Source organism: Marinomonas alcarazii, from assembly GCF_003208215.1.
Lineage (GTDB): Bacteria > Pseudomonadota > Gammaproteobacteria > Pseudomonadales > Marinomonadaceae > Marinomonas > Marinomonas alcarazii.
On sequence record NZ_QKLW01000011.1, the window covers coordinates 69,795 to 86,447 of the forward strand.

13 protein-coding genes are annotated in these 16,653 nt (G+C 43.9%); 11 read left to right on the forward strand and 2 right to left on the reverse strand.

The features are described from left to right. Position 1: 1 nt before the first annotated feature. The 6 genes from dnaE (at position 2) to DFP75_RS16760 (ending at position 9,218) form a co-directional block, all read left to right on the forward strand. Positions 2–3,478, forward strand: coding sequence for a DNA polymerase III subunit alpha (gene dnaE / locus DFP75_RS16735; RefSeq protein ID WP_110577196.1), 3,477 nt, complete (start codon positions 2–4; stop codon positions 3,476–3,478). 120 nt (positions 3,479–3,598) lie between these two features. Continuing rightward, positions 3,599–4,546 (forward strand): acetyl-CoA carboxylase carboxyl transferase subunit alpha, encoded by a 948-nt coding sequence (accA, locus tag DFP75_RS16740; RefSeq protein WP_110577197.1) that lies wholly within the window; start codon positions 3,599–3,601, stop codon positions 4,544–4,546. An 84-nt stretch (positions 4,547–4,630) separates the two neighbouring features. After that, the gene (gene tilS / locus DFP75_RS16745; RefSeq protein ID WP_110577241.1) at positions 4,631–5,941 is read left to right on the forward strand and encodes a tRNA lysidine(34) synthetase TilS; all 1,311 of its coding nucleotides are present in this window, start codon (positions 4,631–4,633) and stop codon (positions 5,939–5,941) included. Between the two features lie 152 nt (positions 5,942–6,093). Then, entirely contained in the window at positions 6,094–6,297 is a 204-nt protein-coding gene (locus DFP75_RS16750) for a DUF1656 domain-containing protein (RefSeq protein ID WP_110577198.1), read from the forward strand. Positions 6,298–6,301: 4 nt separating this feature from the next. Next, positions 6,302–7,162 carry an efflux RND transporter periplasmic adaptor subunit gene (locus tag DFP75_RS16755; RefSeq protein WP_110577199.1) on the forward strand — a complete coding sequence of 287 codons (861 nt, stop codon included), beginning with the start codon at positions 6,302–6,304 and terminating at the stop codon, positions 7,160–7,162. A gap of 19 nt (positions 7,163–7,181) precedes the next feature. Further along, positions 7,182–9,218, forward strand: coding sequence for an FUSC family protein (locus tag DFP75_RS16760; protein WP_245927089.1), 2,037 nt, complete (start codon positions 7,182–7,184; stop codon positions 9,216–9,218). 10 nt (positions 9,219–9,228) lie between these two features. On the opposite strand, the gene DFP75_RS16765 is transcribed toward DFP75_RS16760, so the two are convergent. Beyond that, positions 9,229–9,906, reverse strand: coding sequence for a P-loop domain-containing protein (locus DFP75_RS16765; RefSeq protein WP_110577201.1), 678 nt, complete (start codon positions 9,904–9,906; stop codon positions 9,229–9,231). Between the two features lie 125 nt (positions 9,907–10,031). On the opposite strand from DFP75_RS16765, the gene DFP75_RS16770 reads away from it, so the two are divergent. Beyond that, entirely contained in the window at positions 10,032–10,337 is a 306-nt protein-coding gene (locus DFP75_RS16770) for a DUF6482 family protein (RefSeq protein ID WP_110577202.1), read from the forward strand. Positions 10,338–10,360: 23 nt separating this feature from the next. Here the strand turns inward: DFP75_RS16770 and DFP75_RS16775 are convergent, their stop codons facing one another. Next, a complete protein-coding gene (locus DFP75_RS16775; RefSeq protein ID WP_110577242.1) occupies positions 10,361–11,086 on the reverse strand; it encodes a GntR family transcriptional regulator in 726 nt (241 codons plus the stop codon). Between the two features lie 226 nt (positions 11,087–11,312). On the opposite strand from DFP75_RS16775, the gene DFP75_RS16780 reads away from it, so the two are divergent. The 4 genes from DFP75_RS16780 to eno all read left to right on the forward strand — a co-directional run bounded on the left by DFP75_RS16780 (position 11,313) and on the right by eno (position 16,613). Further along, entirely contained in the window at positions 11,313–12,419 is a 1,107-nt protein-coding gene (locus DFP75_RS16780; protein ID WP_110577203.1) for an aromatic ring-hydroxylating dioxygenase subunit alpha, read from the forward strand. Between the two features lie 72 nt (positions 12,420–12,491). After that, a complete protein-coding gene (locus DFP75_RS16785; RefSeq protein ID WP_110577204.1) occupies positions 12,492–13,448 on the forward strand; it encodes a PDR/VanB family oxidoreductase in 957 nt (318 codons plus the stop codon). A 177-nt stretch (positions 13,449–13,625) separates the two neighbouring features. Further along, positions 13,626–15,260, forward strand: coding sequence for a CTP synthase (locus DFP75_RS16790; RefSeq protein WP_110577205.1), 1,635 nt, complete (start codon positions 13,626–13,628; stop codon positions 15,258–15,260). 51 nt (positions 15,261–15,311) lie between these two features. Beyond that, entirely contained in the window at positions 15,312–16,613 is a 1,302-nt protein-coding gene (eno, locus tag DFP75_RS16795) for a phosphopyruvate hydratase (RefSeq protein ID WP_110577206.1), read from the forward strand. Positions 16,614–16,653: the final 40 nt, after the last annotated feature.

The window sequence follows — 16,653 nt, forward strand, 5'->3', positions numbered from 1 at the left end:
TTTGTCCACATCGTTTATACATCTTCGAGTGCATACCGAATTTTCATTAGTCGATGGACTGGTGAAAATTAAAGGACTGCTAGGCGCAACTGAATTTATGTCCATGCCAGCGGTGGCCATTACAGATGAGAATAATCTGTGTGGCTTTGTGCGTTTTTACAAAGGCGCAATGGAAAAAGGTATTAAGCCGATTTGTGGTGCGGATGTCGTGGTGGACGAAGATGAGGATGTGGATTCTCGCTATCGATTTACCCTGTTGGCGACATCAAATAAAGGCTATAAAAATATCATCGCCATTATTTCGAAAGGCTATCAGTTAGGGCAGGTGGAAGGTCGTCCTATTGTTCAGCGTAAATGGATAGAGGAGCACAGTGAAGATGTGATTGCGCTCTCTGGTGCTGGCTTTGGTGACATTGGTTACTTGCTGCAAAAGGAACGAAATGAGCTAGCCAAAAAGCGTCTAGCTCATTGGATGTCGGTATTTCCAGATCGTTTTTATGTCGAGCTGCAGAGAACTAGCCGCCCAGGAGAAGAGACTTACATACATTCCGTTGTCCCTCTTGCTGCTGAATTAGGTTGCCCAGTTGTGGCTACTAACGATGTACGCTTTCTAAAACGAGAAAATTTTGACGCTCATGAAGCTCGAGTGTGTATTCATGATGGCGTCACCATAGATGATCCGCGTCGCAAGCGCAGTTACTCCGAAGAGCAATACTTTAAAACCCCAGAAGAAATGGCCGAGTTGTTTCAGGATCTTCCTGAAGCGTTAGAGAATACCGTCGAGATTGCCAAGCGCTGTAGCGTTGATGTGTTGCTTGGGGAATACTTTCTACCGGACTATCCCGTACCGGAAGGTATGACGATGGAGGAATTCTTTAGCAAGCTTTCTTATGATGGTTTGATTGAACGGTTTAACTTCCTTACCAAAAAATACGGTGAACGTATTGAAAAGCGTCGCCAAGAATATTGGGATCGCTTGGATTTTGAGTTAACTATCATCAATCAAATGGGCTTCCCTGGTTACTTCCTGATTGTAATGGACTTTATCCAGTGGGCCAAAGATAACGGTATTCCCGTTGGCCCTGGTCGAGGGTCGGGTGCTGGTTCTTTGGTGGCGTATGCGTTGAAAATTACCGACCTTGATCCACTTGAGTATGATCTACTTTTCGAACGATTTCTGAACCCAGAGCGGGTCTCCATGCCTGACTTTGATATCGACTTCTGTATGGATAACCGTGACCGAGTGATTGACTACGTGTCACGGACTTATGGACGTGATGCGGTGTCTCAGATTATTACCTTTGGTGCCATGGCGGCGAAAGCCGTAGTTCGAGATGTGGCTAGGGTACTAGGTAAGCCTTATAGCTTGGGGGATAAGTTATCTAAGCTGATTCCTTTTGAGATAGGCATGACGCTTAAAAAGGCTTTGGAAGAAGAGCCTGCATTGCCTGAGTTTATCTCGGGTGATGAAGACGCTGCAGAAGTCATGGAAATGGCAATCTCTTTGGAAGGTGTGGTTCGTAACTTTGGTAAGCACGCTGGTGGTGTGGTAATCGCACCAACCAAACTGATCGATTTTGCTCCACTCTATTGTGAAGAAGATGGCTCAGGTCTGGTGACTCAGTACGATAAAAACGATGTTGAAGAAGCTGGCTTAGTAAAATTCGACTTTTTGGGTCTTAAAACCCTAACCGTTGTCGATTGGGCGGTTAAAAACATTGATGCTATTAATGAGTTGGAAGGAAAGCCGCCGCTTGATATCTCTCTGATCGATTTGGAAGACAAATCCACCTACGATCTATTGAAACGGGCAGAAACTACCGCCGTATTCCAGCTGGAATCCCGCGGTATGAAAGAGTTGATCAAAAAGCTTTTGCCGTCGCGTTTTGAGGATATTATCGCCTTGGTGGCCTTGTATCGTCCGGGGCCGTTGGGTTCAGGCATGGTGGATGACTTTATCAACCGTAAGCATGGTCGTGCTGAATTGGCCTTCCCTCATCCTGATTACCAGCATCAAGATTTGATTCCTGTTTTGGAGCCAACCTACGGCATTATTCTCTATCAGGAGCAGGTAATGCAGATCGCTCAGGTGCTTGCCAAGTTCTCTCTTGGTGGGGCCGATTTGCTTCGTCGTGCCATGGGTAAGAAAAAAGCCGAGGTTATGGCCGAGCAGCGATTGATCTTTATGGAGGGGGCACTTAAGAACAATATCGATAAGGATCTGTCAGGTAATATTTTTGACTTGATGGAAAAGTTCGCGGGGTACGGTTTTAACAAATCGCACTCTGCAGCCTATGCCCTTGTTTCTTATCAAACTGCTTGGTTAAAGAATCATTATCCTGCGCCGTTTATGGCTGCAGTATTATCTGCGGATATGCAGAACACGGACAAGATCGTTATCTTCATTGAAGAATGTCGTTCTATGGAATTGGCGTTAGAGCTGCCTAATGTTAATGAGTCTGTGTATAAATTTACCGTTAACCCAAAAGGGGCCATCGTATATGGTCTTGGTGCGATTAAAGGGGTTGGTGAAGGGCCAATCGAGGCGATTGTCGAAGCCCGTAAAGATGGACCGTTTGAGCATATTTTTGATTTCTGCCAACGCGTTGGTAAGAAAGTAAATAAACGGGTAATGGAAGCCTTGGTTCGTTCCGGTGCGTTTGACACCATAGGGCCGAATCGTGCAACCTTGTTTGCTTGTATTGATGAAGCGCTTAAGAGAGCGGTGCAGGATGCTAAGAACCAAGATGCCGGCATGATGGACTTGTTTGGTGTTGCGGTAGAGGAAAATACGGAGGATGCTTATAAGGAAATTGGTATTCAACATGAATGGCCACCACGTCAACGACTTGATGGTGAGAAAGATACGCTGGGCTTATATGTAACAGGTCATCCAATCGATGAGTACGAAAAAGAGATACGTCGCTTTGTTCGTTCCAAGATTGTTGATTTGCAGCCTAAGCGTGGCGATACTCAAGTGATGGCGGGTTTGATCGTAGACTTGCGGATTACCAAGAGTAAAAAAGGTGGTAACATCGCCTTCGTCACGTTAGATGACCGTTCAGCCCGTATTGAAGTGACTGTTTTTCCGGATAACTACGAGTCTTTTAAAGATGTTATTGTAAAAGATGAGGTTGTCGTTGTTGAAGGGGAAATTACTGTTGATGAGTTTAGGGGTGGGCAAAAAGTTATTGCTCGTAATGTCCTCGATATTGCTCAGGCTCGAGTTCGCTATGTTGAAGCATTGCGTATTACTTGGACGTCTGAGACGGTGACACCAACAGAAATTCAAGCCTTGGCGAATTATATGGAGTCCTATCGCGGTGATGGCTGTGATGTGGTTATAGGCTTTGATACACCGCAAGCATGTGGTGATATTCGCTTGGGTTCTGGTTGGAAAGTTCGTCCAGATGACGAATTAATTCACCAACTTCAGAAACAATACGGTAAACAAAATGTTCAGTTAGTGTATACTTAGACTCATTTAATAGTTTTGTAACGGAATGTAGCGTCGCGACGCGCTAATAGAGCTATAGGACAAAAGATTTTATCTTTTTTCTTTGAATTTGATGGCAACCAAACAGTAGTGTAATTAAACATGAATTTAAATTATCTCCCTTTTGAGCAGCCGATTGCTGAGCTCGAACAAAAAATCGAAGAGTTACGTTTAGTCGGTAATGACAACGAACTCAATATAAGTGACGAAATTAGTCGCTTAGAAGATAAGAAAGTAGCACTTACAAAAAGCCTGTTCAGTAATTTAGGGGCATGGGAAGTTTCTCAGCTTGCGCGTCACCCAAAGCGCCCATATACACTTGATTATATTAAACACGCTTTTACTGACTTTGAAGAAATGCATGGTGACCGTCATTACGCTGACGACCGTGCTATTGTTGGTGGTATTGCTCGTTTAGATGGCCGTCCTGTGATGGTGATTGGTCATCAGAAAGGCCGTGAAGTTAAAGAAAAAGTATTACGTAACTTTGGTATGCCTCGCCCTGAAGGTTACCGTAAAGCATTGCGCCTTATGGAAACGGCTGAGCGATTCAATATGCCAATCGTTACGCTTATTGATACACCTGGGGCTTATCCTGGTATCGGTGCTGAAGAGCGTGGTCAGAGTGAAGCGATTGCCTTTAATTTGGCTGTCATGTCTCGTCTAAAAACGCCGATCATTTCTACCGTTATCGGTGAAGGTGGTTCAGGTGGTGCTTTGGCCATTGGTGTATGTGATGAGCTAATGATGCTGCAATATGGCACTTACTCGGTTATTTCTCCAGAAGGTTGTGCCTCTATTCTATGGAAGAGCGCAGATCGTGCTTCTGATGCGGCAAAAGCGATGGGCATTACCGCTCCGCGTCTACAAGAGCTAGGTTTTGTTGATACCATTATTCAAGAGCCTTTAGGTGGGGCGCATATTTCTCATGAAGAAATGGCTCAAAGCTTAAAGAAAAATGTTCTTGCGGCATTGGATCGTATGGAAGCATTGACGACTGAAGAGCTTTTGGCTCGCCGTTACAATCGCCTGATGTCTTACGGTTTATAAGTTTTTGTTTCTCTCAAAAGCCTCCTATATTTAGGGGGCTTTTTTGTTTCTTGTGTGTAAGGTGTTTTGCTTTTGGGCTTTATGATGAAACGTTCAACCTCTGCATCCTTGGCTTCCTTATCTCGGCTCGAATTTAATACCGAGTGGCTTGATTCTGTCTTTTCGGGGCAGGCGAGAGTATGGGTTGGTTTTAGCGGTGGCGTCGATTCACATGTGTTGCTTCATGCTTTGGTTAGTCAGATTTCAGAAGAGCGAAAACAGCAACTTGTGGTGCTTCATGTTCATCATGGGTTGAGTATGAATGCCGATGCGTGGTTGAAGCATTGTGAGTCTATTTGCAGCAATTTAAATGTCGCTTTTATCGCTGAAAAAGTTCAATTAGAGGCGCAAGCTTCCCTCGAAGATGCCGCTCGCAATGCGCGTTATCAAGCCTTTCAAAAAGTCATGTCTGACCAAGACGTCATTTTACTTGCTCATCATGCTGGGGATCAGGTGGAGACTCTGTTGTTTCGTTTGTTGCGCGGAACTGGAGGAAAGGGGTTAGCGGGCATTCCGCAAGAAAGAGTAATTGGACGTGGCGGGGCTCGCTTAATTCGGCCTTTTTTGAAAGTGTCGAAAGAGCATATTGAAGCCTATGCAGATCAACATAAATTGGTTCATATTAATGATGAATCGAACGAAGATGAGCGGTTTACACGTAACTTTCTTCGTAAAAGCGTTGTGCCCATTTTGCAAACGCGTTTCCCAAAAATGGAACAGAATATTGCGTCGAGCGCTGAACGAATTGCCACGGATTACGCGATGCTCTCTCAATTTGCCCAGCAACAGTTGGCGACTTGGAGTAATGAATTTGGTGGTCTTGATTTATCATGTATTGCTGATAAACCTCTTCAAGAAAGGTTGTTTTGGTGGCGATATTTTTTACAGGGTAATGGTGTTTCATTATCGCAATCCCAGCTAGAAAGTGTAGAAGCCATGTTTTCTGGTGCAGAGGATAAGCAGCCAGAGTTTGAGTTTCCTCTAGGGCGGATAAAGCGTCATCAGAATGCTGTGTACGTACTGCCCTTGGATCAAGAAATCAAACTATCAGCACTGCATTCAGGTGAACGCTTTGAGCGCTCTTTTGACAGCGTTTGTGTTACCGGAAGTGATTCGTGCGTCCTGAAAGCACGACCACAAGGCGCAAGTTTGCTCATGCCCAATGGCACAACTCGTAAACTAAAGAAATGGTTTAATGATTGCGCTATTCCTAGCTGGTGGAGAGAGCACCTTCCTTATGTGTATGACGGAGATACATTGGTCGCCATTGGGGATTTATGGCTGCACCCCGATTATTCTTATTTGAAAATTAGCTGGCGTTTAGATCTAAGCCTTCCTTTTCCTAAAAACACTTAAAAAACTGGCTGTCGAAATCGTTGTGCCTTTATTTGGCTGTTAGCTGCACAATTCTTTGGTGTTATCCCGATATAATTCTATGCTTAGAACATGCTCGGATTTTCGATAATGTCATCACATTGTCTAACATATTAACGTGACAGGATTTTTTAATGCTTCAAGTTGCTGTTCTTGGTGGGTTGGAATTTAGCCCACTGGTTGTGTACTTTCCTATCGCTTTCTTATTAGCGGCACTCACACGCTTTGTTCTTCATCGTTTAGATTGGTATGACCTTATTTGGAAAGTCGCTTGGTTCGAGGTGTCTTTGTTTGTGTGCTATTTGGCTCTTACTGTTTATGTTCTAGGTGGAAGATGAATCAATGACAAAATATCTACGAATTTTTATCACTTTATTGGTTATTCTGGCCGCTCTGTTTGCGGGAAATTGGGTGTGGAATGATTATATGCATTCACCGTGGACACGAGATGGACGTATCCGCGCCGAAATTATAACGGTTGCGCCTGATGTCTCTGGCTGGGTAACAGACTTAAAAATCTCTGATGACCAAGTCGTCAAAGAAGGTGACTTACTTTTTAGTGTAGATCGGCAACGCTATCAAGCTGCACTTAATCAAAGCAAAGCCCGAACTGAGAATGCTCGATATACTTGGGAGCTGGAGAAGCATAAAAATGAGCGACGAACCGCGCTTCGAAGACAAGAGGCGATTAGTGCAGAAGATTTAGAGTCGTCACGCATCAGTACTGAAATCGCCAAAGCCAATTATGATTTAGCTGTTGCGGAGCAAGAAACTGCGCAGCTTAATCTGGATCGCACTCATGTCTATGCTCCGGCATCAGGGCATATTATTAATCTCAATTTGCGTAAAGGGAATTATGTTGGGCAGGGGGCGTCTGTTTTTGCCATAGTCCAGTCTGATTCGTTTTATGTCACAGGTTATTTTGAGGAGACTAAAATCCCCCTCATTCATTTAAATCAGCAAGCCAAAATCACTTTGCTAAGTGGTGGTAAGCCATTGACAGGTCATGTGGTGAGTATTGGTAAGGCCATAGCGAATAGCAACACCCAGAGCAACGGTCAGCTTTTACCGCAGGTTCAGCAAACGTTTAACTGGGTGCGTTTGTCGCAGCGTATTCCAGTGGATATTAAGCTTGATTCATTACCAGAGGGCACTCAACTTAGTGCGGGGATGACGGCGACGATTCATTTGGCCAAACAGTAGGGAGACCGCTTTGGAGATCGTGCTTCGCAATCTGTTTTTACCTGAAAAGCAGGCGGTTATTTTTGCGCTGAAAGGCATCATTGCCATGGCAATGGCGCTGACTCTTTCCTTATCGTTAAATCTTGATCGTCCATACTGGGCTTTGGTCTCTGCTGTTTTTTTGCAAATGCGGCCTGAGAGTGGTTTGGTCATTGAAAAGGCGGTATGCCAAATTATAGGAACGATTATTGGTGGTCTATTTGGCATTGTCTTATTAACGTATTTAATGGCTTACCCTTTTTTGGCTTTAGGTGTGCTGGCGTTATGGTTAGGGTTGAATTCCGCGTTATCCGCTATGGTGCGACAAGCTAACTTTGTCTATGCGTTTGCAATGGCGGCAGTGACGTCGGAGATTATTGTGTTAATGGTGATGGCTAGCCCATCCACCGCAGACAGTAAAGCGGTGTTTGATATTGCTCAAGCGAGGGTGAGTGAAATCATTATTGGCTCTATTTGCGCAGGGGTAGTCAGCCATATGTTTTGGCCTGTGAAAGTAAAAGATAGCCTGCAACGACAAGCAAGATCTGTCATTAACCAGACGCTACAATACCTCGTGACGGAACTCGATAAGTCTGGCACTCACGAAAATCGCCATAAGCAAATTGATGGCATTATGGCGACGCTAGGAATGGTTAGCGAAGATTCCAGTGCAGTGAGTTACGAGGGGCCAAAAGGACCCGGTCACACACGAGCTGCGAATCAATTGGCTCAAAAAGTTTTGTCTTTGTTGGCCTTGGTGCAAATCTTTGGGCGCTTACAGCGTCGTCATGCCGAGTTGATGACGCCCGCTGTGACTCAACTTCTCGATCAGTTGCGGGACACATTTGGACGAATTGCAGAATCGGAAGATTTTGATTATTGCCTAGAGCAAGTCAAAATATTACGTAGTGATCTTGCTGATTACCGTGCAAATAATGACTCAGATGCTCCCTTTGAATCCCATATGTTAAATGTCGGTGCAGAAGTCACCTCGGAGTTAACTGTTTTGCTGAGAGCGTTTCGCGCACTAGAAAAGCGTGATAGCACCTTGTTGAATGCGCCTAGCATGCTGTCCTATCGTGATCCATTAGCGGGAATGGTCATTGGTGTTCGCACTATGGTTGTGTTTTTGATTGGAGCGTGTATCTGGGTTGGTACTGGCTCTTCAGCTGCACTGATGATTATGATTTTGCCGGTTATTTTTTCTATCATGCTGGCTAGATTGCCTTTGATGATTCTAAAAGTGGTTTTGAAACGGCTGCTGATTGGTGTCGTCGTGGCATTGCTGGTTGCTATTTTCTTTGCGCTTAATTTATTGGCTCAGAGCTCTGGTCAATTAGAGCTTTTGTTGCTTGTGCTAGCAGTGCCATATTTTATTGGTTTGTTGTTGCTCTTTGATCGTCAGACTCTGCCATATGGTTTGGGTTTTTGTATTCCTTTTTCTATTCTGGTCAGCCCAAGTCGAGATATGAGTCGGGCCTTCTCTATCGATTTTACAATAAGCTCTGCGATGGCTATTTTTGCTGGAGTGAGTATTTTATTTTGGGTATTCCACTTAATTACGGGGCCAAGTGTTCAGTTGCTGGTTCACCGTATATTTAAGACAACGTATCAGGATCTATTGGAGGTGAACCAGCATGCAGCACCTGCTGCTTGGTATAATCGCCGAATGGCTGATAGATTGTTGCGGTTAACCAATTATGATCAGGGTTCTAAAACGCGGGCGATTACTGATTTGGCACTGACTGCTTTGAATCTTGGGCATGTGTCTATCCGCTTACGCTCCATTTGTGAAAAGTTGGCGGGTAAGGAATTGCAATCATTGGAAAAATGGCAGACAGCCTTGGCTGACGCATTTCTATTAGCAAGCAAAGGTCACTGTAATAATGGTTTTGAAAAAGCCAGTCAGTCTTTATATGACGAGTTGCTTGCTTTGGGAGGTCATTCTAGTCAAGTTGAAGCGATTCAAGGTATGTTCTTACGCATTAATTTGACCTTTGAGCGCAGTGCAGAAGCCATTGCTATGCAGAAATCTTAGGAAAGGAAGGCTATATTTTTAATAGCCAGTCTGCCTGATTTTTGTAGGTGGCAACGAGTTTGGCGTTTAAGCCATCACTTTGGTTGATTCTATTCATTGCTTGCTCATGGCTAAATCCCCAAGCCTGCATGTGGCGTTTTGCCAAACGCTCGATCGCTACATTAACGGGGATGTCTAGAAACCAATGCTCGTTGAATAAGGCTTTTGATTCTTCCCAGCCGTCTTGCTGGTGGAGCAAATAAAGCCCTTCAATTAATATGACTTTTGTTTCTTTTTTGATCGATACATCGTCGGTAATTGGGTCGCCAAGGGCATGGTCAAAGCTTGGCCATAATATGTCCTCTTGTTGGTAGCCATGTTTGATCTTCTTCACTTGTTTTATAAAGGCTGAGCTATCGAAAGTCCAAGGGGCTCCGCGTCTAGCAAAAGCGTCTTCAGCATTGGGGAGGCTGTGAAGTTGGGCTTTCGATAAATGAAACCCATCCATTGAGAGGCAAACTACCTGAGCGTTTTGCTGCTTACTAAAGTGATCGAGTAAATAGTTTGCTAGGGTGCTTTTTCCTGACCCCGGTCCGCCAGTTAAACCTATCAAACTACGGTTTGGCTGCTTAATGTAAGACTCTATTTTGCTAAGGGCGACTTGGACATTGGTCGAATTGGTATAACTGTCGTAAATATCAATGGCCATGGTTTCTCCTATTTTATTCTTGTACTAGGTCGTTAATGCGAGCTTATGAAGGCAATTCACCACTTAATGTGAACTGATAATGCAATGAGGTACGTACTTAAGTAAAGCCATAAAGGAATACTGTTATGTTGTTAAAAGAGCTTAAGAAGATTTTTCATTTTGATAAAGTCAAACTGCATTCTTTAGAGTCAAACCTATACCAGTTATCGGTGGTGATCGATGGAGAGGAGCAATATATTGAAACAGATGAAGGACGCTTCATAACCAGCCATAATAAGCTAGATCTGCAGGCCTTGTTTAAAGGTAAATCGGTTGGGGCTATGGTGCTTTGTCATCGTAGTGCTTATGACGAAATGATAGGTCAGCCGATCGGAGTTGGAAATGTGTTAGAGGTGCCAATAGGGAATACAGAATTCGCTCAGTCTACCTAATGGGGGAGTGAGGCATGTTGAGCTTACAGTGCTGAGTTCACGTTGTTTAACACTTGCATCTTTTCACCTTTTTCTTCCATCTGGGAGAATGTTTTGGCATAGCCATGAGTGGCATTCGCATGTTCACGCATAATGGCTTCTGCGCGGCTTGCTTGGCCATTCGTGATGGCGTCGAAGACGGCGTGGTGTTGCATATGGGCAAAGTTAAAGCGTCGATATTCCTGTACTAGGTTGTTTTGGTCAAACGCCAATGCGCTAACGGAAGCAAAAGGCAGGTGCTCGTTGCGACTTAGTGCCTCGGCTATGGCGGGGTTTAAACTGGCCTCAATAATAATCTGATGAAAGCGCTGATTCATATCATGATATAGAGCAAGGTCTTGTTCATCTATGCTGCCTTTTACGAATAGCTCGTCGCCTTGCTTTAATAATGTTAATAGCTCACTTTTTTGTGCTTGGGATAGCGTATTTTCAGCCGCTTGTCTTGCGGCTAAACCTTCCAGAACTCCACGTACTTCTATAGAACCGCTGATTTCTGCTTGTGTCACTTGGCGGACGATATAGCCCCGCCCAGATAATTTGGTCAGTAGCCCTTCTTGCTCTAACGTTCTGAAGGCAATGCGCACAGGCGTTCGTGAAACGCCAAGTTGCTCTGCGGTGGGGATTTCAGCAAGACGTTGACCCGAAGCCAATTCGCCAGACAAAATCATTTGTCGTAATCGGCCAATTACTTGTTGTCCGGGTTTGTTCATGGTTCTTGCCTCAGTGTCTTTCATAGAAAAATAATCATAACGTAAATATGAATAAAAAAGTAACAATTGGATCCAATAAAGAAACGTTTATTTATCAACTGTTTAGCTTTTTAACTATTATTCATTATGGTTTTAATGGATCCAATTAATGCATAACTGTATTGTTTTTTGATTTTCCTTGGCTATATTGGATCCAATAAATAAGAATAAAAGCAGGAGTGTCCCAATGAGTAAGCAAACTTTTCCTAAAAATGCGTGGTATGTAGCAGCGATGTCTGAAGAGGTTGCGGGCAGCAAACCTCTCGGTCGTAAAATCTGTGGTGAAAGCATTGCTTTCTACCGTTCCCTCGATAATGAAATTGCCGCCGTGCTGGATTTTTGTCCGCACCGTGGCGCGGCATTGTCTTTAGGTTATGTTGAAGATGGTCTATTGGTCTGTGGTTACCATGGTTTAAAAATGGGTGCAGATGGCAAAACCAAAGAGATGCCGTTGCAACGAGTGAAAGGCTTTCCATGCATGAAATCCTATGCTGTTGAAGAGCGTTATGGCTTCATTTGGGTGTGGCCTGGTGATCAATCTCAAGCCGATAAATCATTGATTCCACATTTAGAATGGGCAGTCAGTCCTGAGTGGGCTTACGGTGGTGGTTTATATCATATCAACTGTGATTATCGTCTTATGGTCGATAACTTGATGGATTTGACCCATGAAACCTATGTTCATGCGAGTAGTATTGGTCAGAAAGAAATCGATGAATCGCCTGTTTCTACGAAAGTTGATGGCGACAAAGTTATTACCAGTCGCTTTATGGAAAACATTATGGCGCCACCGTTTTGGAAAGCGGCATTGCGTGGTAACGGCTTGGCGGATGATGTTTTGGTGGATCGTTGGCAAATTTGTCGTTTCAGCCCACCTTCGCATGTCATGATTGATGTCGGTGTTGCTCATGCGGGGAATGGTGGCTTTGAAGCGCCAGGAGATAAAAAGGCCAGCAGTACCGTGGTGGACTTTATTACGCCAGAAACAGAAACGTCCATTTGGTATTTCTGGGGAATGGCTCGTAACTTTAAACCTGAAGATCAAGCATTAACCGACACTATTCGAGAAGGGCAAGGTAAAATTTTCGCAGAAGATTTGGAAGTGCTTGAGCGCCAGCAGCAAAACCTATTGGCCTTTCCAGACTATGATCTATTAAAGTTAGACATCGACGCTGGTGGTGTTCAGTCACGACGAATTATTGATCGTATCATTGCGAAGGAACAGCTTACAAAAGAGCAGGGAAACACGTCAAAAACACAAGCTGATGCACCACTGCAAACAGTGTCATTTTAAGCAAATGGGTGCTTGCCAGAAGGTATTCTCTTTGTCTTCTGGCAAAGAATAATAATAAGTTAGGAGTGCCAAATGATTCCGGTCATTGTTAGAAATATGGTCACAGAAGCACGAGGCATTGTTCGAGTCGTGCTGGGTTCTGTGGATGGTTCGGCGTTACCCGCCTTTGAAGCTGGGGCGCATATTGATATTAAGCTGCCAAGTGGTTTGACGCGTCAATATTCTCTTTGTCGTCTTCAAGAAGATGCTCAGTACTATGAAATTGCCGTTTTGAAAGATCCTCAATCCAGAGGGGGTTCTGTTGAGGTTCATAGTTTAAATATTGGAGATTCTGTTTCAATCAGTGAACCTAAAAATCATTTTCCTTTGGTAGAAACAAATCGCCATAGCATTTTGGTGGCTGGTGGTATTGGTGTCACACCTATGTTGCCTATGGCGCAGCACTTGCAAAAAATGGGGCTGCCTTTTGAATTTCACTATTGTGCCAAATCGCCTGAGACAGCGGCATTTGCTTCTGCGTTAGCGTCGTCGTCTTTTGCGGACAAAATGCATTTTCATTACAGTCAGGTGGCGGGATCTAGCCGTATGGATGTGGTGAATGTATTGTCGTGTCACTCGAACGATTCAGAGCTGTATATTTGTGGTCCTGCGGACTTTATTAGTGGCGTCTTACAGCAAGCAAAAATGTTGGGTTGGCCAGAGGAACGCTTGCATAGAGAGTTTTTTGCGGCGCCAGCATTGGATGAAAATGTCAGTGAGAATACGGCGTTTAAAGTAAAGATTCACAGCAGTGGTGAGCTTTTCGACGTACAAGCGGATGAAAGTATTTTTGAAGTTCTAGATAGAAATGGGGTTTTCCTTGCTGTGTCTTGTGAATCTGGTGTTTGTGGTACCTGCCAAACGGGTGTCATAGACGGAACGCCTGATCATCGAGATGTTTTTTTAACAGATAAAGAGCATGCTCAAGGTAAGCTGGTAATGCCTTGTTGTTCTCGCTCTAAAACGCCTGTTCTGGAACTGGATTTGTAATAACGTTTTTTGCACCTCAATTTTTCTTGTAGTGAATCTTTCACTCAATGTAAAACAACTGTGTTTTACATTGAGTGAAAGGCCTTCCGATGTTATTATTTTCTCCCGTCCTGAAGGTACATTTTTATGTGCTTTCAAATCTCATTTTTTTATATTTGTAAGGCGGGTTAAACACTCATGGCGACACGATATATTTTCGTTACAGGTGGTGTAGTTTCATCTCTTGGTAAAGGTTTGGCAGCAGCATCTTTGGCGGCTATCCTTGAATCTCGTGGTCTAAAAGTCACCATGCTAAAGCTAGATCCTTACATCAACGTGGATCCTGGCACCATGAGTCCTTTCCAGCACGGCGAAGTTTTCGTAACAGAAGACGGCGCTGAAACTGACCTAGACCTTGGCCATTATGAGCGTTTTATTTCCACCAAAATGGGTAAACGCAATAACTTTACCAGCGGTCGTGTTTACCAGCATGTTCTGAGAAAAGAACGCCGTGGTGAATACCTTGGTGGTACTGTTCAAGTTATTCCTCATATTACTGACGAAATCAAACGCCGCGTTATTTCTGGTGCAGAAGGCGCAGACGTTGCTTTGGTTGAAATCGGTGGTACGGTAGGTGATATAGAATCACAACCTTTCTTAGAAGCGGTTCGTCAGCTAAAAGTTGAACTGGGCTCTCGTCGTGCCTTGTTCATGCATTTGACCTTGGTTCCTTATATCCGCACGGCGGGTGAAACCAAAACCAAACCAACTCAGCATTCGGTTAAAGAACTGCGTTCTATCGGTATTCAGCCAGATATTCTTGTTTGTCGTTCTGAAGTGTCTATTGAAGCGCCAGAGCGTAAGAAGATTGCATTGTTTACGAGTGTTGAAGAGCGAGCCGTTATTTCCCTTCCTGATGCGGACACTATTTACCGTATTCCTCAAATGTTAAATGATCAGGGCTTAGATAGCTTGATCGTTGAGTACTTCAACTTAGATTGTAATATGCCAGATCTAGAAATCTGGAATAAAGTGACTCAGGCTAAATTGAATCCTGAGAAGCAAATCAATATCGCCATGGTCGGTAAGTACATGGAGTTGTTGGATGCCTACAAATCTTTGATTGAAGCTATGGATCACGCTGGAATTCACGCCCGTACAAAAGTGAAATTACACTATATCGATTCTGAAAGCGTTGAAGAAAAAGGTACTGAAGTTCTGAAAGGGATGGACGCGATTCTTGTACCTGGTGGCTTCGGTGAGCGTGGCGTTGAAGGTAAGATATTAACGGCTCAGTATGCCCGTGAAAACAAAGTACCTTATTTGGGTATTTGTTTGGGTATGCAAGTAGCGGTAATCGAATTTGCTCGTAACGTAGCAAATTTAGCTGGTGCTCACAGCACCGAGTTTAATCTAAAAGCAGAGAACCCAGTTGTTGGTCTGATTACTGAATGGACTAATGCAGAGGGTTCCAAAGAAATCCGGTCAGAGGAATCCGATCTAGGTGGTACTATGCGTCTTGGCGCGCAGAATTGTAACCTTACTGAAGGCACGAAAGCCTTTGAAGCTTACGGTAAAGCAGTCATTAAAGAGCGTCATCGCCATCGTTATGAAGTGAACAACTTTTATGTTGATGCATTGGAAAAAGCAGGTCTGACGATTTCTGGTCGCTCAGAAGATAACTCTTTGGTTGAGATGGTAGAAATTGCTGATCACCCTTGGTTTGTTGCTTGTCAGTTCCATCCAGAATTCACTTCAACACCTAGATATGGACACGGCCTGTTTAGTGCCTTTGTACATGCGGCACTTAAATACGCAGGAAAAGAAAAATAAGTTGAGCAAACAGGTAGTTTGTGATTTTTCATTTATTTTAAGAGGTTTGTTATGAGTCAAATCGTTGATATTAAAGCCAGAGAGGTTTTAGACTCTCGTGGTAATCCTACTGTTGAAGCCGATGTTATTTTGGCAGATGGCTCCGTAGGTTCAGCGTGTGCACCTTCTGGTGCCTCTACCGGTTCTCGTGAAGCATTAGAATTGCGTGATGGTGATAAAAGTCGCTATCTAGGCAAAGGTGTGTTGAAGGCGGTTGCAGCGGCAAATGGTCCTATTCGTGACGCTTTGATCGGCAAAGATGCCCTTGCTCAAGCAGAACTAGATCAGATTATGATTGATCTTGATGGTACAGAAAACAAATCTACTTTTGGTGCAAATGCTATCTTGGCCGTTTCTTTGGCAGCAGCCAAAGCAGCAGCGGCTTCAAAGAAAGTGCCTCTTTATGCTCACATTGCAGATCTAAACGGTACGCCAGGTGTTTACTCGATGCCTGTACCTATGATGAACATCATTAATGGTGGTGAGCACGCAGACAACAACGTTGATATTCAAGAATTCATGATTCAACCCGTTGGTGCACCGAATTTCCGCGAAGCGTTACGTTACGGTGCTGAAATTTTTCATGCATTGAAAAAAGTATTGAGCGATCGTGGTTTAAGTACTGCGGTTGGTGATGAAGGTGGTTTTGCTCCTGATTTGTCATCTAATGCTGAAGCATTGGCTGTTATCAAAGAAGCGGTTGCCGCTGCAGGCTACGAGCTAGGTAAAGACATTACTTTGGCGATGGACTGTGCTGCATCTGAGTTCTATGACAAAGAGGCAAATATCTACAACCTTAAAGGTGAAGGTAAGAAGTTTACGTCAGAAGAGTTTAACTTTTTCTTGCAAGACCTTACTAAGCAATATCCGATTGTTTCTATCGAAGACGGTCTTGACGAGTCAGATTGGGATGGTTTCGCACATCAGACTAAATTAATGGGCGATAAAATCCAATTAGTGGGTGATGATCTTTTTGTTACAAACACTAAAATCTTGAAGCGTGGTATTGATAACGGTATCGCGAACTCAATCTTGATTAAGTTTAACCAAATCGGTTCTTTAACTGAGACGTTAGCGGCTATTAAGATGGCGAAAGACGCAGGATTTACCGCTGTTATTTCTCACCGTTCTGGTGAGACGGAAGATGCGACGATTGCGGATCTTGCAGTAGGTACTGCGGCGGGTCAAATTAAGACCGGTTCTCTATGTCGTTCTGACCGTGTAGCTAAGTACAACCAATTGTTACGCATTGAAGAGTTACTAGGCGGTAAAGCTCCGTACAAAGGTCTTTCTGAGATCAAAGGTCAAGCTTAATCTCGTCCTGATTAAAAAAGGGAGAACTTGGTTCTCCCTT